This window comes from Spirillospora sp. NPDC049652 (genome assembly GCF_040675125.1).
GTDB lineage: Bacteria > Actinomycetota > Actinomycetes > Streptosporangiales > Streptosporangiaceae > Spirillospora.
Map to the genome: position 1 here is coordinate 1 of NZ_JBFAOF010000057.1, position 17,617 is coordinate 17,617.

Sequence of the window (17,617 nt, forward strand, 5' to 3'; positions counted from 1 at the left end):
CCAGCGGCTCGCCCGCAAGCGGCGGGATCTCCGGGCCCCGATGCCGATGCGCGGTCCCGGCGGCCGATGAGGTGTAGGAAGCGCCGTTGCGCTGCTTGTTGCGGCGGGCGCGTTGCTTGGGTCCGCGGCTCTTGGCCACTTGCGTCCTCTCCACTGCGCACGGCCCCATGACCCGCACGCTTCAGAGCGGGAAGCGCACGACAAAAACCCCTGTCCGGGGAGTCGCGTTGATGAACTCAGCCCACCCCGCCGGGGTGCGGTTCACTGCGCCATGGTCCCGGACGGTCATGGGCCGCCGAGAGGGCTTGGGCCGACGCGACGACGGCCTGAGCCGACTCTACACACCGTCCACCCCGACGAGAACCCGGCGGCCGCCACCGCGCCTGGGCGACGTCGGTGGGCGTCCACGAGACGTTCTACTGCGCCTCGCGCCTTCCCCTGTCGGTGTTCCAGTTCGAGCATCCCGAGCCGTCTGACCAGCGGTGACCACCTGATGCTCCAGGCGCGCCGGACACTCGAACCCGGCGCCGCCGCCACTCAATCCCGATCCTCAACCATCCCGCGCCGATATCCCACGACCCCGGCGACCGCCCCTACCAGCGAGATGACTGATGCGCGGCACCATGAGCACGCGCATACCCAGCGGCCCGCACCCCGCGGACGGGCTGGCCGTGACGCGTTCCCCTGAAGCGCCCCCGCGCAGGCGAGTGCGGGTGACGCTGACGCGAATCGCGCGGACCGTCGGCGTGGACCGCGCGGCCGTCGTCCACTGGTGCGCTGGGTTCTGAGTGCCCGCCGCAGATCACGATCACCGGGGCGACGACCGCACTCCACGGCTCGTCGCGGACGTCCGCTATGCCAGGGAGCAGCGGCCGTCCGCGCCTGCTCGCTGCACGACAGGTCGCATCGGACTCGCCGGGCGCCGAGGTGGGGTTGCCGTTGTGTGTCGTGAGGCGTTGGTCCGGGCTGTCCGTCGTGGGGGTGCGTGCCTGGTGCCTTGCCGCCCTTGGCCTGGTCTCCGCGGTCGGTGACCGCTCACGACCGCGGGGACTTTGGGGTTGGGGGCCTGCCACCGCCGGTGGACGCGGTGGCAGGTTCGTCGCGCTGGTATCGGTGGCTTAGTCGCCGGGGTCGATGGTGCCCTCGTCGTGCCAGCCGCCGTAGCCGTCACCGCCCAAGTTCTTGTAGGCGCGGAAGATGTCCTTGCCCTGAATGCCGATGTAGTCGGACAGTCCTTCGCCGCCAATGATGTCGGCGAGGGCGACTTTATCCCAAGCGACACCGATTCCTGCGGCGGTCTGTCCATAGTAGATCCAGCCACCAGAGCTAAGAGTGCCGCAGCTGTTGATCCAGGATTTCATCCTGCCGTCGCGATCGAGGAGATTGAAGTCGGCGCAGCCGTCGCCGTTCATGTCCGCCAGCCGCACGAAGGAGCCAAGCCCAGGCCCGGACCCGATTGATGGGCCTATCGCTCCGCTCAGGATCCATCGGTTGTTCCAGTCACCCCCGGCATTGGTGTAGGTGTCCATCTCGCCGTTGTCTTTGATGATGTTGTAGTCTGTCAGGCCGTCCGCGTTCATGTCGGCGAACCGCACAAATTTGGGGTCGGGAGTCGCCCCGGACGCGACCGCCGGCACTCGCTGCCACCCGCCGTTCCCGTCACCGCCCTTGTTCAGGTCGGCGTCCACCGAATTGTCCGGGTTGATGCGCAGGTAGTCGGCCCGGCCGTCCCCGTCGAAGTCGGCGAACCGCACCCGGTTCGGATCAGCGGACGCCGTGCTATCAGGGCCGTGGATCCGTCCGCGGTACTCCCAATCGCCTCCACTCCCGCCTCCGTCGCTGCTGGTATCCCTGGGGTTGATGTAGGCGTTCACCGAACCGTCCGATTCGACGGTCAGGTAGTCGGCGTAACCGTCACCATTGAGGTCCGCCCATCGGCTCCGGCCCGACCCGGCCTCCGTACCCGCATGGTTGCCCTTCCCCAATCCGCCGTCCGAGGGCCTGCCTCTGTACACCGCGCGTGCGATGGAGCTCGGCGGCCAGTTGAACGGGTCGCTGCCGACGTATCCGGTGTTGTTGGCGCGATAGACAACTCCGGCGATCTCGGGAATCCAGACCCCTCCAGCTTCGCAGTAGTCGGCCCAGCGGCAGGTATTGGTGGCACTCTTGAAGCCGTGCGCGCCCTGATCACCCGAGAGCGCAAGAAGGGGAACGAGAAAGTCGTGGCGGGATTTGCATCTGGTGATCGCGCTCGCATACACATTGCCGCCAGCGTTGAACATCCTCACGCTCTGGACGCAGTCCTCCCACGGTTCGCCGAAGGCGAGCACGTCGGCGGACGCAGCTGTCCCCGACATGATCACCGCCGCCAGCGCACCAGACAGGACGCCCCCCGCCTTCCAGAAACCCCTCATGTCGCCCTCTCCCTCGTAGCCGTTCCTTCGGCTTCCGGGACGGCGCACCCGCAGCGTGGACAGGGAGCGGACGCTTCTGCCCTCCGCGTGAGAGCACCACACCGCCCGGCGGCCCGCACTACTTATGACCTGCAAGGTATTCGGGTCAGACCTGGGCCCGGCATGCGCACCGTGCGGACTTTATTGATCATGCGTGCGGGAACACCGAAAAGCACGGCAAAGAGACCCGACAAGGGCGGGATCTGCCTGAAACGCGCCGATCCTGACGCTCGATGCACCGCCGGACTCAGCGTGCAGGTGTTCGCTCGCGACGGCGACATCCATCCAGGACGACCTGGCCGTCACCTTCGTGGCCGCGCGCAGTGGCCGCGCCGTGATCTGGAGCGAGAGAGGCGGATCGCTGGCGGTGGACGACCGAACTGTGCTGGACTTGGCCGCCAGCGCACGCCAGCCGGGCGTCTTCGACCGCTACCTGCACGGCACCGGGCCCCAGAGCGCCGTCGGTCTACCAGCGCGCCGCCAGGATGACGACCAGGAGAACGGGGGGGCAGGTGCGGTGACCGGTTCCGTCCCTCCGCACGGCGGGTTGCCGGCCCTGCTCGACATCGCCGCTCAGGTCCTGGAACGAGCGGGCGAGTTGCCGCCCCTGGTCGTGGGGTGCACTCCCGGGGAGCGGTTTCTGCCGCCGGTCACACTCACCCCTGACTCGCAGCTGTCGGCTGATGAGCAGCGTGCCTTGCCCGGCGCGGTGGCCGCCCGGTGGGGCTGGCCGCTGCGCCGCCTGCACCAGATGCCGGGAGACGACGGCCGCGCCACCACCGGCACCGTCTCCGGGGTGAAGGTCGAGGCGCTGGCGATGCCGAGGACGTCGCCGGTCCGGCGGCACCGGACCCGTGCCGTCCCGCCGGCGGGGCCTCGGTCACCACCGCCCAGCACGCCGCGCTGCTGCGCGGCCTGGTCGACTGGGCCGCCGCTCTGCCGTGCGGCGTCCTCGCGCTGCGGGTCTATGAGGACCTCGAGCCGGGTGTCCTGGCCGCCGGGCTGGTGGTCGCCGGGGGCCGCTGGCCGCGATGACGCGGCCAGCGGATTGCTGGGGTTCGCTGCTAGTTGGTGCGGCGGTTGGGCAGGTGGGGGCCGACCCAGCCGATGTAGATGATCCCTGCCCCGGCGAGGTCTTCCAGGTAGTGCAGGCGTGGCGCGGGCGGTTTGCCGGAGCCCAGGCGGATGTGGGCGCCGAAGAACGCCATGCCGCTGGGGTCGGTCTCGGGCCGGACGGGGAAGGTGCGGCAGCTGCGTAGGCGCTCGTCGGCCTGGACGGTGTCGTGCTCGCCGGTGGCGATGAGGGAGGCGCTGATGAGCGTGCCGGGCGCACCCGACCGTGTCCAGGTCCGCAGGTCCGCGACAGGGTGGCCGTCGTGGTGCGCGCGAACGTAGTGGTGCAGGGTGGCCAGTGCGTCCCAGGTTTTGCGTCGCCAGGCCGCCGAGTGCGGGTAGCCGTCCAGTTCCGCCGCGGCCGACAGGTCGACCGAGGTCATCTCCAGCAGGTCGAAACGGCGCGCGGCCAGCTCCAGCAGAGCCGGGAACGTGGCGGGTAGCGGGTCCTGTCCCAGCCCGGTCAGGCCGGCGGCACCGTTCGGGGCGGTGGCGCTGCCGCTGGGACCGGGGGAGACCTCGACGGCCGGGCGGAGTGGCATGCCGGGGGAGCGCAGCAGGGCCTGGCCGCGCTCACGGATCAGGGCGTCGCGTTCGGCGCCGGCCTGGTCGGCACGGGCGGTCGCCTCGTCGAGTTCGTGGTGGGTGAGGTCCAGTTGCCGGTCAGGGAGTCGGCGAGTTCCCGGTACCGGTCGCGGTCGGCCACCACCAGGGCGGCGTGCTCCTCGGCGCGTTGGGCGCGCTGTCGTGCACTGGTCAGTTGCTGCTCCAGTGCGTTCAGCCGCCGGTGGTGCGCCTGGGCGGCCTGTTCTGCCTGCTGGCGTGTGTCGGCCAGTTCGGCTTCCAGCAGGCGGGTGCGTTCGAGGAGCTCGGCAATCGGGGTGTCGGCGCGGGGGACCGGCAAGCTCGTGCCCGGCTCCAGCAGCGCGGCCGCGGCGGTGACCAGTTCCGGCGGGTCCTGGCGGGCGCGGGCTGCCAGCAGCCGGTCGATCAGCCCCCCGAGCACGGTGGACCGCGCCAGCTGCGCGCCGGTGAAGGTCTGATCGCTGAACCCGCAGTCGGCGGGTGCGAACCACCGGCCGCCCTGAGCCGGAACGGCCCTGGCGGCGGGCAGGTGCTGATTGAGCAGGGCCAGGAAGGGAGGGTCGGCGACCAGCAGGGTCGCCAGTCCCGGCCACAGGCTCAGAGCGGTGTCGTACAGCCGGTCCACCACCCTCTGCGTCACCACCAGCACACCTTGGTCACGGTGCGGGCTGGTGAGCCGCGCCGCGACACGGGCCGCGGTGTCGGTGTCGTCGCCGGTGAGGATGGTGACGATTTGCGGATCGGCCAGGCGGGCGCCCGGAATGTCCTCATCCTGTTGGGCGAACCGGGGCGTGCCGAGCAGTCCCAGGAACACGGCGGGCGGGGCGACCTCGCCGCTCCACCGCTGGGGGCGTCGGTGACCAGCGCCCAAGCGCAGCCGAGTTTCTCGCCCTGCCAGCCCAGATGCGGGCGCGGCACCTCTTGCAGGATCAGTCCCGCCCGCACCGGGCCGATACCGGGGTGCGTCCAGCTCGCCGCGGTCCCCGCCACGGCGACCGGCACCGGCGGCCGCGGCGGCCCGTCGGGATGCGGCACGGTACCGGCGGCCATCTCCCACCCCTCCAGCCGCGCGGTCCGTTCCTCGGCGCGCTGACTGACATGGGCGGCCAGCCGTCGCACCGCGTTGGCCTGGACGGCACCGGCATACCCGCACATCCATACCCGCTGCCGTGCCCCGGCGCCGGGAGCCAGGCAGGCCACGCCGGCGGGCGCCGGTTCGGGCTCTGAAGTCCTGGGGGCTGGCGCAGCCCGCTCGACCGGTTGCGCGGACGGTGCTCGCTGAACTGCCATGGGTCCACCCTCGCCTACCGTCGCCTCGGTGTCCGGGATCTGGCTCCAATGCCCCTGCATCGCGGCCGCCGGGCGCGCACGCCGCTCACCGGTCGGACGCCGACTCCGCCCCCTCGAGCCACGCAAGCGTGCTTGCGTGGCTCGGGACGACGCAAGCACGCTTGCGGCGCATCCAGGCGACGCTAGTGCACTTGCGTCGTCCCGACCGACGCAAGTGCACTTGCATCGGTTGTCCGGCAGGCCGGGCGGAGGTTGACCCGGAGGGGGCCAGGAACACGGCGGGCGGAAGCTCGGGGCTCCACCGCTGGGGGCGTCGGTGACCACCGCCCAGGCGCAGGCGGGGCAAGGAGTGCGACCGGCGGCGCGCGGAGACACCGCACAGCGTAACCGGCTGGGGAGCCGAGCCCTGGGAAGACGGCCGGCTGAGGGCGACGGCTGGACGTGCACGCCGTTCACCGCGCATCGACCAGGCCCTCGACGCCGGCGGCGTCGACGGGCTGCGGATGCAGGGTCAGCGGTGCCGGGCCGTCGAAGGGGGCCAGGGCGTCGACCAGTTCGCGGATCAGGCGGGGTGTTCCCGGGTTTGGTTGGTGGCCGGGGTTGGGGAACACCTCCAGGCCGACCGACACCAGCGCCGCGTCCGGGCCGTCGAGGACGCCGGTGATGGTGGTGCGCCACGTCGCCTCGGGGTCGTCCTGGCGTAGTTGGAGGCGGATCGCGCGTTCAGAGCCGTCATCGTGGTAGAGCGTCTGGGTGGTCAGCACCGATGTGTCGTAGAGCGCTGCGGGCCGGAGGTGAGGCCCACGGGCCCGAACTTGGTCTGCAGCCAGGCGGAGCTGACGCGGCGGACGGTCAGGACGGTGCGGTGCGCGAGCGGAGTGCCGCCGTGGTCGGCCATGTTCGTCTCCTTCGAAAAGGGGGCTGGTGGAGGCCGGGCGGTGCAGGCGGACGCGGGACCGGCCGCTGGACGGGCCGGGCGGGGGACGTGCGAGGCGAGCGTCTTCACAACGCGCCCACATCCAGCAGGAATTGCCGCTACAAGCAGGTCATTTCACTGCAACATAGATCATTCTAGGTGATTTCCGAAACAATTGTCATGGCTCGGCGTAGCTCATCGGGATAGGATCCACCGCCGACGGCAACCGACCCTTTCGCAGCCGAGTGGGACACCGGGCAGAGCGCCCGCCTCCCGATTTCAGGAGCGCCTTCAGAGCGCAGAGCAGCATGACGGGGAAGGGAGGATGAGGGCTGGTGTGGGACCCGAGGCTGCCGCGGCGGCCCACCGGTCACCTTCCGTCGCCGTGATCGCCGCGGCGCACAATACTGGCCGGGACATGCCGGTAAAGACGGCATCGGTCCGGGTCGCCGATAACGTCTCTGCCCGAATCCGCCGACACAGATCTCTCTCGCGAAGCGGAACGCGCGCGACATGACGACCGGCGATGCGGTCATCCGCCCCGGGCGCTCTTGCTCTGGAGGTCGCTGTGATCATCCGCGATAACGGTTACACCACCGGGCCCTGGCCGATCGAGAGCGTCGGTCCGGGCGCGGCCGTTCTCGGGTCGGTGACGTTCGGCGTTACCGGCGAGGGGATTCGAGCGCTGGCCGGTGCCCGGCCGGATCGGGCGGTGATCGCCGGCTGCCGGGATTGGCTGTTTCGCGGTGCGACCCAAATCCCGGTCACTACGATCTTCGACGGACGAGCTGTGCAGGCGGATCCACGCCGTCATCGGCCTGGATCCGCGCGTTCAGCGCCTGAACCTGCCGCATCGAAGACGACGAGGCGCGATGCCGCTGCTGACGCGGTTCCCCACTCCTGCCATCAGCGATCCCAGCGTGCTGCATGACCGGGTCGCCGGTGTGATCTGACCTCACCGCCTGCGTGGCCCCGCGGCAGGACAGCCTGTGGCCGGGCAGGTCTCCCTGGTTCGGGTGGGAGCGGTGGATCTGCTCGGGGTGCGCTACAGCAGCGGGGTGGTAGTGGAGACCCAGCCCGCTGCGGACACCCTGGTGGTCTGGGTGCCGCGCGCCCCCATGACCGTGGAGTGGTGCCAGGCCGACCGCACCGCCGTCCTCACCGGGCCCGATCGTGGCGTCGCACCTGGAGGCGATGCGGTGGCGGCCTCCTGACACGGGATGCCTGGTCGTCGCGACCAGCCTGACCCGGCTCACCACATACCTGACGCAGCACGCCGGCCCCGGCACGGAAGGTTGCGGTTCCTGTCCGCCGCCGACCAGGCCAATCAGCCGGACGCCGCTGTTCCCGGCGCGTTGGTGGAACACGCATGCGACCATGCGCGCCGCGTCCTGGACGAGGCCTCCCACGAGGGAGCGGTGCATCCGATGGCGGCCGGCGCTTTGGAGGAGTCTCTGCTCACCGCGTTGCTGCTCGGGCTTCCGCACACTGCCTCGCAGGTGCTGGGCCGGCCGCAGCGCCTCGGGTGCGGCACCACCTGGCGACTCGCATCGAGGATTGGGTGCGGGCCCACCATCGCGAACCGGTCGACGTCAATGACATGGCCACCGCAGCGGGTGTGGGCCTCCAGCAGCTTCGGGTGATCTGCCGGGATGAGTGGGGCCTCACCCCGCTGCAGTATCTACGCGGCGTTCGCCTCGACTCCGCCCGAGAGCTTCTTCGCGCCGCAGAGGAGCGGCCGGGAGTCATCGCGGCCGTCGCTGTGGAGGTCGGTTATCGGCACCTCGGGCGCTTCGCGGGCGACTACCGGAAACGGTTCGGTGAATATCCCAGGCAGACTCTGGCCCGACCTCCATCGTGACGCGCCCGAGGGTCCGCCCGCCCGGCTGCAGACGTGCGCCACCTCGAACACCGAGGGCACCGACCCGGCGACCCATTGAAAGTGTCGGAATGGACCGGCACGATCGCCCCACTGCGTGATCACCGACTCTGGACCGGAGGTCCCTCATGCCCGCGCTCGACGACTCCGCCACCTGGAAGCCCTTGCTGGAGGTCACGCAGGCGATGAACGCCGTCGAGTGGTGGCCCCGGCGCCGCTCCAAGCGGCCCCGCCGGTAGGTTCTCGGAGATCTCGCGGCCAGCACGTCCCCGAGCCGTGCCCCGACTGACTGTCCCGGTAGGCGAAGTGCGGCCCGTCGGCCCTCGGCGGGGCCAATCAGCCGACGGCCGACGCCGGATGTGAGACGACGCGGCGGCGCGGAACGTTAGGAGGTGCCGCCCAGTGGGTCGGCGGCCAACTCCTGGAGCCGGCGGGCGACCGGGTGCTGCAGGCTGGGATCGATGGCTCGAGCGAGCGCGACCAGCTGCTCCGGTGGGAGCAGTGCGGCCTGGCGGGTGGGCTCGCGCAGCCACATCCTCACCCGCCCATGGCCGGGGACTTCCACGACCAGGCGCGGCAGCGGGCGAGTCGTCATTCCTGGTGCGACGCTCTCGGCGCGCACTTGCGCTCGTGCGAGGTCGTAGCGTTTGCGGCCGGTCAGCGAGCGGCGGATGAGGACCCGGCCGTCGAGCCAGAACGCTTGCCCCAGACGCCAGCCCAAGCTCACCGCGAGGCCAGAGAGGCTCACCGCGACGAACCCCAACGCGAGGACGCCGACGATCTGCATTCCCTGGCCCCACCTGATGAACATGCCACCGATGAAGGTGAGGAACAGCTCGGCGAGCAAGAGGAGGGGGATGACACAGCCGAGCTGCACGATCCACATCGCTCGCGGCCATCCCACACTCAACCGGATCATCGGCATCTCCTCGACTGGCTGGCGACCGTGATCCTTCGACGGCACCGGGGAACGAGCGGTTGCATCGGCTCGGGGGAGCGGGCAGGCGCTGCCATACCGGGTCCGGGCGCAAGAGGGGGAGCGCCCCGCCTCGGCACGCACCGAGCCGGGTCACACAGCACATCGACCGGGCCGTGGACGCCGGCGGCGTCGACAGGCGGTGGTTCCGAGGTGCAGAGGCAGGAAGGCCCTGAGGTGGAGGCGCGGGTGCTGCTTTGGCGTCGGGATGTCGTAGATCATCGAAGCAGGCCGGGGGCAGGCGGATCTCACCGCGGCCGGGCCACAATCGCTGAGGTGTGATCCGCGCCTGGTGCATATCGCCACCAGACCAGTGATCTGGCGTGCTCGATCCGGTTGAGAGGCTGGTCAATGAGCATATTGCGCCAGCCTGGGCGGTGGCGTTGTGTGCGGCGGAGACCTCCTGGCCGCTTGCGCGGCATCGGCGCCTTTTTTCATCCATGTGACAGTGGTCGTCACCCGGCACGGTAGTGGAGGCGGTGTCAGCGGGACGGCGGCCGGCGCGGTGAGAGCGGCGGCGGGGGCGAGCTGGGGGCGACGGTGAAGTCCGACACCTGCTGTTCCAGCCCGGCCGCCGCCGGGCACGCTCAGCCGGCGAGCACAGCGCGGACCGGGTCGAACAGGACTTGCGCTTGAAGGCGGGTGTCCTCGGGAAGGTCGGGGGTCCCGGCGACCTCGGCCTCGGTCATCCACCGCACCCGCGTCTCCGGCTCCTGCACGTCCTCGACCCACACCGCGCAAAAGACATGGTCCTGGTGGACATGCGGGGCCGGGGTGTGGTTGTCGGGCGAGGCCTCCATGCCCACGATCATCCAGGGACCGGGCACCAGCGTGTGCGGGAACCCGGCGGGGAGCTCCACCGACGGCCCCGGCAGCAGCCGGACCCGGCAACCGCCCTCCTCGACGACCTCGCGGACAGCGGCCTGGTCCAGTGTCTCGCAGTCCTCCCGATGCCCCCCGAACACCAGCCAGCCCCCGAACCGGGCGTGCCACGCGACACCCAACAGCAACCCCCGCGGGTCCTGTTTGAACGTGAACACGGTGACGGTCTGCTCCACCACCCGCCCGGCCACCGAACCTGTTCCCTCGCCCATGGAAGAACCCCTCGCGTCCCGCACCGGATGTGAGTTCCCGAGCTTGCCGCAAGGTCGGCCACCGCCGCCGCCTGTTGGCGTGTCTGCTGACTGCTCCCACGTCCCGGAGGCGTGCCGCAGTTCGGGGACGGCGCGCGGTGCCGACCCCGCCTCGACCGCGATCTGCCTTCGAGAGTTTCCTCGACCTCTGTGGGGGAGCTCAGGGCGTCGGCGTGGCCAGCGGACGGGAAGTAAGGCCGTGGTGCCTGCTTGATTCGCGTCCAAGACCCGGGCGTTCTGGGTATCGCGCCACGCGGCTGGCCCCTGTCCCCAGCCGGTCGAGTCGTGCGTCTCAGGCTTGCCCGGCGGGAGCCGGCAGCAGGGCGATCTCGCGGGCGAAGTAGGTCGGCAGCCGCTCGGCACCGTCGTGGAGTGCGACGAGCGCGCGGTCGGGGCGTCAAGACAGTGTGAAGGTCAGGTTCGGGCGCTGCGGGTTGGTGATGGTCTGCCGGTCGTGGTCGATCCGCATGCGGAAGGTTTCGGGGCCGGGACGTCCTGCGTGGTCCCAGGTGTCCCAGGCGGTTTCGATGTCGTCCCACAGCCTCCGGGGCCCGGTTTGGCGGACGGTGTGTCCGCCGTCGCCCGTGGCGGTGAGGGTCGCGGCCGGGCCGGTGGTGACGTCCAGCAGGTGCCGCACGTCCTGGCCATCGGCGGCGGGGTGGATGGCGAGCTGGGTGTTCGGAGCAGCGAGCTGAGCGAGGAATCTGCCGAAGAACCCGGTGGGAGTGGCCTCGTCCAGGCGAGTGGGGGCGTGGCGGGCGTCTCGTTCCGGTGAACCGGCGGTGAGGTGCGCCCAGTGCGCGGGGTTCCCGGGGACGGGCCGTTCGTGGAGGCGGGCGGCCATGAACGAGATCGTGCCGGGCAGCAGCGGCCCTTCTGCCGCATGCGGGCCGGTGACGGTGAGCAGGACGCGCGCGTACCCGTACAGCCAACCGGACAGGGTGGTGAGGATCTTCCCGCCCGGCGTGGTCTGCGCGAGCCACGCGGGAGGGACGTGGCGGACCGAGCTGGCGGCGACGATCCGGTCGAACGGGGCTGAGGGCCAGTATCCCCACAGTCCGTCGGCGACCGCCAGATCGAGGGAGTACCCGCATTGGTAGAGGGCGTCGGCGGCCTGCTCGAGCCGATCCGGTCGACCTCCAGGGAGGTCACTTCGCCGGTGGTGGTGAGGCGTTCGCAGGCCAGTGCGGTGGAGTAGCCGGTGCCGGTGCCGATCTCCAGCACGTTATGGCCGTCGGCGAGGTCAGCGTCGGTCCACATCTGCACGACCAGCGACGGCAGCGTGGAGGAGGAGGTTGGTGCGCCGCCGCGGCGGGGGACCGGGTGGGTCCAGTCGGGTTCGTCGCCGTCGAATTGTGTGATCAGCGTGGTGTGGCTGTAGACGGTCTCCAGCCACCGCTTGGGGGCGGCCCGGAAGGTGACCGGCTCCCACACGGTCAGCCCGTCCACGCGGCCGGATGGAGAGAAGTAGCCGGGAACGAACCGGTGCCGCGGGACGGCCTCGACCGCGCGGCGCCAAGCGGGGTCGTCCAGCAGCCCATGGCCGGTGAGGTGTCCTCGGCGTCGTCGACCGACCCGAGCATCCGGTAGCAGTACGCGAACAGCTCCGTCCGGAACGGCTCGATCCGGCGATCGAAGCCTTCCTCCCCTGACATTCCCGCCACGCCCCTTCCACACCGCCGCCGCGACCTTCGTTGGGGCCGGGCAGATCACCTTACGGTTTGCGGGGCGCCCGTGAACGCGGACCGCTCAGGCGGTGGCGGTGGCGAGGATAGTGTCCAGGACGCCGGGGAAGCGCGCTTCGAGCTCGTCGCGTCGGAGCGTCATGTAGCGGGCCTTTCCTTCCGCGCGGGTCACGGTGAGGCCCGCCTCCCGCAGGACGCGCCAGTGGTTGGAGAGCGTGGAACGGGGGACGTCCAGGTCATCCGGGCTGCAGGCGACCTCGCCGCCGGCCGCCAGCCGCCGCACGAGTTCCAGCCGGACGGGGTCGGCGAGCGCGTGCAGCACGGCGACCAGTTCCAGGTTCGTCGTCGTGGGCCGGGCCGGCGTCCGCATTCCGCTCTCCTCGCTCTCACCGGGTTGACAGGGTCCGCTCGGCACAGCATACGATCATTTTCTCGTTTCGGAAATGTCGAAATGATTAAGGAGATCTCATGGCGGTCCGCACCACCTACGCACGCGTCTACGTCGACAGCCTCGACACCGCGCTGCCCACCTTCGAGGCGCTCACGTCCACGAGGCCGAACCTCCGCTTCCCCTACCGGGACGTGGAGCTGGCGAGCATCGGCGGCTACCTGCTGGTCGCGGGGACCCCGGAGGCGTTGGCCCCCTACCGCAACGTCCAGGCCACGACGATCGTGGACAACCTGGACGACGTCCTCGCCCTTGTCGAGCGCGTGGGAGGCGACATCCTCGACGGTCCCAACGACGTCCCTACCGGACGCAACCTCACGGTCCGCCACCCCGGCGGCGCCGTCATCGAGTACGTCGAGTTCGAGACCACCAAGGTCGAGGCCCAAGCGGCCCGATAGCGCCGCCCGACACCGGCAACCCGACCCCAACCGACAGGCCGCCTCGCGCTACAGCGTCCCTTCGGACAGCGCCCCGGTCGCGCAGCCCGGCTAGTCCGTCAGGTGCAAGTCTTGGACGGGTACCTCCACGCGCTGGTCGTGCTTGTCGATCGAGCTAGCGGTCGATATCCACCAGCCACCAGTAGCGGACCTACACCAGGTAGAACCTTCGCGGCCCCGTGCCTTGGAATTCGGACTGTGGCAGGAGCCATTCGCGGCGGGTGTCCTCGGCGGGGAAGTTGAGTTCGTAGTAAGCGCGGTGGACCTGCGCCAGCTGGTCGGGGCCCACGGCGTGGCAGTATCCGGTGAACTGCGCGCCGTCCAGACCGAAGCCGGGAAGTCCGGTCATATAGATCGAGCCGGACACGATGAGGTTGTCCCCCAGGTTGCGGGAGTGGCGGGCGGTGTGCAGGGAGTAGGAGAGATGCCTGAGGGGCTGGTGCAGGGCGACGAAGTTGACGGTCGAGGCCCATGGTTCGTTGCCGTCGGTGGTGGCCAGGGTCATGAAGCGGGCGTTGGCCAGCAGGTGGTGGCTGCGCTGGACGAGTTCTTCGCTCTCGGCCATGCTCACTCCCCGCGGGGACGGTCGAAGCCGAGGGCGACCCGGGTGTCGCAGTAGGGGCGCAGCAGGGTGATGTCGGGGACGCGGTGGCCGTAGCTGCGGGTGGCAAGGGCGTCGAACTCTTGCCATCGGGTGTCGTCGGCGGCGACGACTCGCATCTGCGCGGTCATCTCCGGCCCCCTTTCCCTCGGTGGGTTTCGGCGGTCAGTAGTCGGTGGCGGCGCGCAGCGGGGGCGGCGTTGGCGGGGACCAGGAAGGCGCGGGTGAAGGTGATGACCCGTTGGTCGCGTTGGTTGTAGCCGTTGACGCGGCACACCACGACCCCGTGCTCGGGGTGGTTGCGGGAGCGGCGCGCGCTGCGGATGAGCGTCTCTGCGCGCAGCGTGTCGCCCACGTGGACGGGGTTCTCCAGTCGCAGCTCGTCGAGGGCGAGGTTCGCGCCGGTCAGTCCGCTGGTGCTGCGGACTGTCGCGCCGAGCACGATTCCGGGGGTGACCATCGCGCACACCAGCGGCCGGTCGCGGCCGGTGCGCGTGTAGAACTCCTGATCGCTGTGCACGGGCGCGGGGTTGGCGGTGAGCGCAAGCGACAGGATGTGGTCGGCTTCGGTGACGGTTCGGACGGGCCGGTGCTCGATGACCGTCCCCACCAGTGTCTGGAAGTCGTCCAGGCCGCAGCCGACGACCTCGCGGACGCGGTGGTCTGCCACGCGCTGGAACCCGGCCGGCAGCGCGGTCACCTCACTCGCCTCGCTCGTCTCGCCCACCGGGTTCACCTGCCTCTCCGTTGGTCGCCGTCGCGGGGTCGCTGGTCTGGGGCGTGCCGGGTGGTCAGGGCGCGGGCGGCGGCCAGCAGGCAATGCGAACACCGTGCGCGCCTACGGACCGGGGTCGGTGAGATCGCATGCCCTGCGCGGCTATGCGTAGTCACCGTAACGGTGGGTGCTCGCAATTGACCCGCTATGCGAGGTCGGTGCCTGTCTGCGGTGAGGACACTACGAAGGTGAGGGAAGCCGTGGTCGAAGTAGTCTCGGCGGGGTGTCACCGGGTTCGTCGTTGCGGCGCTCGTGCTGCTTGCGGTCGTCGGCGTTGCCGTCCTGTCAGCCGTATTGCGACTACGCCAGCGGTCAGGAGTGCAACCCAGGCGAACGTGTGCGGGTGCGGCGGCCTCTACCGGCGGCCGGTTCCGGTGGTGGGCACTGCGTACTGGGAAGGTAGGGCTCCAACGCCTGCTGCAGTGCTTTATGCACGGCACGGGTCGCACCATTTCCGAACAGGGCTCGCGAAGAGATCGGCATGTTCCAAAAGGCGATTCTCGCGACCGTGCCATCATCGCGTTCGTACAGAACACTCGGGACTTCGCCCACCATGAGCGCCCATCCGGAAGGGTCGCTCTCGAAATCCGTGATGCGCGAGAGCGGGACCGTGTGCGAACGAAATACTCCTTTGTAGTGCAGTGAGGTGGCGGTCACGACGACTCGCGAGAGCATGGCCCGGACGCCGATGGCCACCGACACAGCGGCCCAGATACTCGCAAGTGTCACCAGTAGTGGATCAGGTGACGGTCGGTCGAGGGCGGCCCCGAGAATCGGGAATGCCACAATGCCGGCCGCGAACACATTCCCCACTCGCAAATGCTTCGGCTGGGCGAACACTTGGGGGCTGCTCTGCGCAGGGGACATGATTCATCGTAGATCGTTTTGTCGGCACGGGCAATGGCCGGTGCTTTAGGGGCGCCCGCTCACGATTCGCAGATCGTGATGAGCTCGTTGGCGGCCCAGCGGATGTTGCCGGGATGCTTCTCGTCGGCGAAGTGCCGCAGGGAGGGCAGGGCTGCGATGACCGCGTCCCGCTCCGCTCCCGGGCCGTTGGCGATGTCGGCGATGAGCAGGAGCAGCGTGTTGTGGGCCCGGTTGGTCGGCACCAGCAGGCGCTCCACCAGGAAGGGAACCGCGGCGGCGGCCGCGCTGTTCTCGGCGCGCTTGGAGACCAGGAGTTCATAGAGACGTTTGACGGCCTTCTGTGCCGCGTCCTCGTCGTCGGTGGTCAAGGTCGTGAGGAGGGCGGGGACCTCGGTTCCGCGACCGTGGTTGGTCCTGAGGCCATTCCACTCGACCTCGTGCACGCGCCGGAAGAAGTCCCGGTCGGGCCACAGAGCGTTCACATCGAGGCGAAGCTCGGTAGTGCCGTGTTCGGTGGTGACGTGAAGGACTGCGTCGGCGCGCAAGGCGAGCGTTTCGATGCCTGTTCCCAGGCGCAGGTCGGCGCGGGCCTCGGTGCGCACGTCCCAGAGCGTGACGAGCCCCTCGCGCCAGGCCACGGCGACGGCCGGGCCGGTCTGCAGCACGGCCGAGGCGAGTGCGGTGACCGGGGTGCGGCGGCGCGCGAAGGGGATGCGCGCCACGACGTCGGTCCCGGTCCAGTTCCGGAGCACGCCGTCGGCGTCTCCGCTCCAAAGGAGCACGCCGGCGCCGGATCGGTGGGCGGTCACGGCGGTGACCGGAGCGTGGTGCAGATGCCGGGAGCACGAGCGGGAACCGTCGACGGTCCAGAAGTGCACATGGCCGCCGGCGTCTCCGGCCACCACGACCGTTGCGTCGCGGTCGGCGGCCAACGCGGTGCGGTCCACCAGCGCCTCTGGGCCGGTGACTTGGGGGACGGGGGGAACCGCGAGAGCGGCCGAGGTCGATCCGACCTCCCAGCGGGGATCGGCGGCAGGGACGAACGCAGGCAGGTCCTCGACCGGGGTGGGCGTCTCCCGGGGAGGCTGGACGTCCTTGTCGGTCCACTCGGCGCCCAGGCTGCCGAGCGCTTGGAGAAGACCGTCACGGGTCCGCGCGTGCACCACGAGCGCGTAGTCGGCCCCGGGGCCCCTTCCGTGGCGGATGATGACGTCGGGGCCGCCGTAGGAGAGGGAGTCGGTGGCCATCTCCCGCCAGGCGGGCAGCCCCATCTCCTGGTAGTTGGCGCGGAGCCTGTCGACCATGGCGCCATCGACGCGGTCGCGTGCGACGCGCATGGTCCACCAGAAGTGCGCCGGGAGTCGCTCCACCGCGAGCTGGAGGAAGAACTCCGAGATCGAACCGCTCTGTACGGTCCAGCCCTCGGAGGTGTTGACCCACACCGGCGGGTCCGGCCATTGCTCGGCTTCGGAAGCGCGGTAGCCCCACTGGTGGACGTACTGGTACTTGGACATGATCACGCGGATCTCGTCGTCGGACGGGTTCCCGGCCGCCTCCGGGGCCGAGGGCGGCCAGTGCGGATGCGTCCAGTAGAGGCGCGGCCGGTAGGTGAAGGAGTTGCCGTGCCAGTCCCACCACTGGACCAGCGCGGCCGGCACATCGTCTCCCGGCTCGAAGCCGGGGGCCTCGCCCCGCCTGGTGATCAGGGGCTCTCCGCCGGGTTCCTCGTACCCCAGCTCGCGCTGAACCTCCCGGAGCAGGTCCCAGCGTCCCCGCTCCGCGGCCCCGGCCAGCCGCCCGGCGAACTGACCGAAGTCCACGATCTTGTCCATGGCGGGCCATCCTAGACAGAACGGAAGCGCTTGCCGGGGTCGAGGAACCTGCGGACGGCCGTTAGCGGTTGAGATGGTTCCTGCGCGGCCGCCATCGGAGGTCCGCCGGTTTCCGGCCGTCGGCTACCGCCCGAGGGTTCGGAGCACGATGTCCTGGACGGTCGCGGTGACGTCGGCTTGCTTGTACTCCGTGGAGTGCAGTGTGCTGTGCGTCCCCTCGTAGAGGATGTGGGCGAACACCTCGGGGACGCACGGCCGCAGCACGCCCGCTTCGACGCCGCCGCGGATCGCCTCCGCCAGCAGGGCGACGACCCGACGATTCGTCTCCGCGCACAGGGCGAGCGCCTTCGCGTCGGCGGATCCGTAGACGAGGCGGTGCAGGTCGGCGTGCTCCACGGCGTGCTCGATGAGCCGCTCCAGCAGCTCGGCGAGCACGCCGGTCCAGTCGTCGCCGGGCGTCCGGTCCGCGAGGACCTCCTCGGCCATCGCGAGGTACCCGGCCACGTACCGCTCCCACAGCGCGGCGACGACCTGCTCCTTCGCGGAGAAGTACAGGTAGAAGGTGCCCTTGGCGACGCCCGCCCGCGCGGTGATGTCGCGGACGGTCGCGTCGGATCGTCCGGCCAG

The 17,617-nt window shown here is 70.3% G+C and carries 19 protein-coding genes and 2 pseudogenes; 4 read left to right on the forward strand and 17 right to left on the reverse strand.

Annotated elements, in window-relative coordinates:
* Positions 1–1,118: 1,118 nt before the first annotated feature.
* Positions 1,119–2,414 carry an FG-GAP repeat domain-containing protein gene (locus AB0J52_RS06715; RefSeq protein ID WP_500180586.1) on the reverse strand — a complete coding sequence of 432 codons (1,296 nt, stop codon included), beginning with the start codon at positions 2,412–2,414 and terminating at the stop codon, positions 1,119–1,121.
* Positions 2,415–3,173: 759 nt separating this feature from the next.
* Between AB0J52_RS06715 and AB0J52_RS06720 the strand changes: the two genes are divergently transcribed.
* Entirely contained in the window at positions 3,174–3,488 is a 315-nt protein-coding gene (locus tag AB0J52_RS06720; protein WP_500180587.1) for a hypothetical protein, read from the forward strand.
* Positions 3,489–3,517: 29 nt separating this feature from the next.
* Here AB0J52_RS06720 and AB0J52_RS06725 read toward each other — a convergent pair whose 3' ends face one another.
* From AB0J52_RS06725 to AB0J52_RS06740, 4 genes are all read right to left on the reverse strand, one after another.
* Complete coding sequence (locus AB0J52_RS06725) at positions 3,518–4,108, reverse strand: hypothetical protein (RefSeq protein WP_500180588.1); 591 nt, start codon at positions 4,106–4,108, stop codon at positions 3,518–3,520.
* 38 nt (positions 4,109–4,146) lie between these two features.
* Positions 4,147–4,965, reverse strand: coding sequence for a hypothetical protein (locus AB0J52_RS06730; protein ID WP_500180589.1), 819 nt, complete (start codon positions 4,963–4,965; stop codon positions 4,147–4,149).
* Positions 4,966–5,893: 928 nt separating this feature from the next.
* A complete protein-coding gene (locus tag AB0J52_RS06735) occupies positions 5,894–6,205 on the reverse strand; it encodes a hypothetical protein (protein WP_500180590.1) in 312 nt (103 codons plus the stop codon).
* Positions 6,199–6,339, reverse strand: coding sequence for a hypothetical protein (locus AB0J52_RS06740; protein WP_500180591.1), 141 nt, complete (start codon positions 6,337–6,339; stop codon positions 6,199–6,201). The genes AB0J52_RS06735 and AB0J52_RS06740 overlap by 7 nt, the downstream gene beginning before the upstream one ends.
* Positions 6,340–7,373: 1,034 nt before the next feature.
* On the opposite strand from AB0J52_RS06740, the gene AB0J52_RS06745 reads away from it, so the two are divergent.
* Complete coding sequence (locus tag AB0J52_RS06745) at positions 7,374–7,571, forward strand: hypothetical protein (protein WP_500180592.1); 198 nt, start codon at positions 7,374–7,376, stop codon at positions 7,569–7,571.
* A gap of 311 nt (positions 7,572–7,882) precedes the next feature.
* Complete coding sequence (locus tag AB0J52_RS06750) at positions 7,883–8,218, forward strand: helix-turn-helix domain-containing protein (RefSeq protein ID WP_500180593.1); 336 nt, start codon at positions 7,883–7,885, stop codon at positions 8,216–8,218.
* A gap of 403 nt (positions 8,219–8,621) precedes the next feature.
* Here the strand turns inward: AB0J52_RS06750 and AB0J52_RS06755 are convergent, their stop codons facing one another.
* The 7 genes and pseudogenes from AB0J52_RS06755 to AB0J52_RS06785 all read right to left on the reverse strand — a co-directional run bounded on the left by AB0J52_RS06755 (position 8,622) and on the right by AB0J52_RS06785 (position 12,400).
* Positions 8,622–9,200, reverse strand: coding sequence for a hypothetical protein (locus AB0J52_RS06755; RefSeq protein WP_500180594.1), 579 nt, complete (start codon positions 9,198–9,200; stop codon positions 8,622–8,624).
* Positions 9,201–9,799: 599 nt separating this feature from the next.
* Complete coding sequence (locus tag AB0J52_RS06760; protein WP_500180595.1) at positions 9,800–10,306, reverse strand: NUDIX domain-containing protein; 507 nt, start codon at positions 10,304–10,306, stop codon at positions 9,800–9,802.
* 436 nt (positions 10,307–10,742) lie between these two features.
* A complete protein-coding gene (locus AB0J52_RS06765) occupies positions 10,743–11,189 on the reverse strand; it encodes a hypothetical protein (protein WP_500180604.1) in 447 nt (148 codons plus the stop codon).
* A gap of 162 nt (positions 11,190–11,351) precedes the next feature.
* Positions 11,352–11,525, reverse strand: a pseudogene (locus AB0J52_RS06770) (hypothetical protein); the annotation flags it as partial.
* Between the two features lie 17 nt (positions 11,526–11,542).
* Positions 11,543–11,605: pseudogene (locus AB0J52_RS06775) on the reverse strand (hypothetical protein); the annotation flags it as partial.
* Positions 11,606–11,781: 176 nt separating this feature from the next.
* On the reverse strand, positions 11,782–12,000 hold the full coding sequence (locus tag AB0J52_RS06780; protein WP_500180596.1) for a hypothetical protein: 219 nt from the start codon (positions 11,998–12,000) through the stop codon (positions 11,782–11,784).
* Positions 12,001–12,094: 94 nt separating this feature from the next.
* A complete protein-coding gene (locus AB0J52_RS06785; protein ID WP_500180597.1) occupies positions 12,095–12,400 on the reverse strand; it encodes an ArsR/SmtB family transcription factor in 306 nt (101 codons plus the stop codon).
* Between the two features lie 98 nt (positions 12,401–12,498).
* Here AB0J52_RS06785 and AB0J52_RS06790 point away from each other — a divergent pair, with 98 nt between their 5' ends.
* Positions 12,499–12,876: a hypothetical protein gene (locus tag AB0J52_RS06790; protein WP_500180598.1), complete on the forward strand. Its 378-nt coding sequence runs from the start codon at positions 12,499–12,501 to the stop codon at positions 12,874–12,876.
* 190 nt (positions 12,877–13,066) lie between these two features.
* Here AB0J52_RS06790 and AB0J52_RS06795 read toward each other — a convergent pair whose 3' ends face one another.
* From AB0J52_RS06795 to AB0J52_RS06815, 5 genes are all read right to left on the reverse strand, one after another.
* A complete protein-coding gene (locus AB0J52_RS06795; protein ID WP_500180599.1) occupies positions 13,067–13,480 on the reverse strand; it encodes a hypothetical protein in 414 nt (137 codons plus the stop codon).
* A 2-nt stretch (positions 13,481–13,482) separates the two neighbouring features.
* Positions 13,483–13,647: a hypothetical protein gene (locus AB0J52_RS06800; RefSeq protein WP_500180600.1), complete on the reverse strand. Its 165-nt coding sequence runs from the start codon at positions 13,645–13,647 to the stop codon at positions 13,483–13,485.
* A complete protein-coding gene (locus tag AB0J52_RS06805) occupies positions 13,644–14,243 on the reverse strand; it encodes a MaoC family dehydratase (RefSeq protein ID WP_500180601.1) in 600 nt (199 codons plus the stop codon). The genes AB0J52_RS06800 and AB0J52_RS06805 overlap by 4 nt, the downstream gene beginning before the upstream one ends.
* Before the next feature lie 974 nt (positions 14,244–15,217).
* Positions 15,218–16,990, reverse strand: a complete 1,773-nt coding sequence (locus tag AB0J52_RS06810) for a WD40 repeat domain-containing protein (protein ID WP_500180602.1) — start codon at positions 16,988–16,990, stop codon at positions 15,218–15,220.
* A 123-nt stretch (positions 16,991–17,113) separates the two neighbouring features.
* Positions 17,114–17,617, reverse strand: a 504-nt coding sequence (locus tag AB0J52_RS06815; RefSeq protein ID WP_500180603.1) for a TetR/AcrR family transcriptional regulator, incomplete at its 5' end; no start/stop codon positions are given.

Coding starts and splice junctions, on each gene's coding strand:
- AB0J52_RS06715 (WP_500180586.1), bottom strand. CDS start 2,414: ATGAGGGGTTTCTGGAAGGCGGGGGGCGTCCTGTCTGGTGCGCTGGCG.
- AB0J52_RS06785 (WP_500180597.1), bottom strand. CDS start 12,400: ATGCGGACGCCGGCCCGGCCCACGACGACGAACCTGGAACTGGTCGCC.
- AB0J52_RS06800 (WP_500180600.1), bottom strand. CDS start 13,647: ATGACCGCGCAGATGCGAGTCGTCGCCGCCGACGACACCCGATGGCAA.
- AB0J52_RS06760 (WP_500180595.1), bottom strand. CDS start 10,306: ATGGGCGAGGGAACAGGTTCGGTGGCCGGGCGGGTGGTGGAGCAGACC.
- AB0J52_RS06810 (WP_500180602.1), bottom strand. CDS start 16,990: ATGGACAAGATCGTGGACTTCGGTCAGTTCGCCGGGCGGCTGGCCGGG.
- AB0J52_RS06790 (WP_500180598.1), top strand. CDS start 12,499: ATGGCGGTCCGCACCACCTACGCACGCGTCTACGTCGACAGCCTCGAC.
- AB0J52_RS06725 (WP_500180588.1), bottom strand. CDS start 4,108: ATGCCACTCCGCCCGGCCGTCGAGGTCTCCCCCGGTCCCAGCGGCAGC.
- AB0J52_RS06765 (WP_500180604.1), bottom strand. CDS start 11,189: ATGGCCGCCCGCCTCCACGAACGGCCCGTCCCCGGGAACCCCGCGCAC.
- AB0J52_RS06780 (WP_500180596.1), bottom strand. CDS start 12,000: ATGTCAGGGGAGGAAGGCTTCGATCGCCGGATCGAGCCGTTCCGGACG.
- AB0J52_RS06795 (WP_500180599.1), bottom strand. CDS start 13,480: ATGGCCGAGAGCGAAGAACTCGTCCAGCGCAGCCACCACCTGCTGGCC.
- AB0J52_RS06740 (WP_500180591.1), bottom strand. CDS start 6,339: ATGGCCGACCACGGCGGCACTCCGCTCGCGCACCGCACCGTCCTGACC.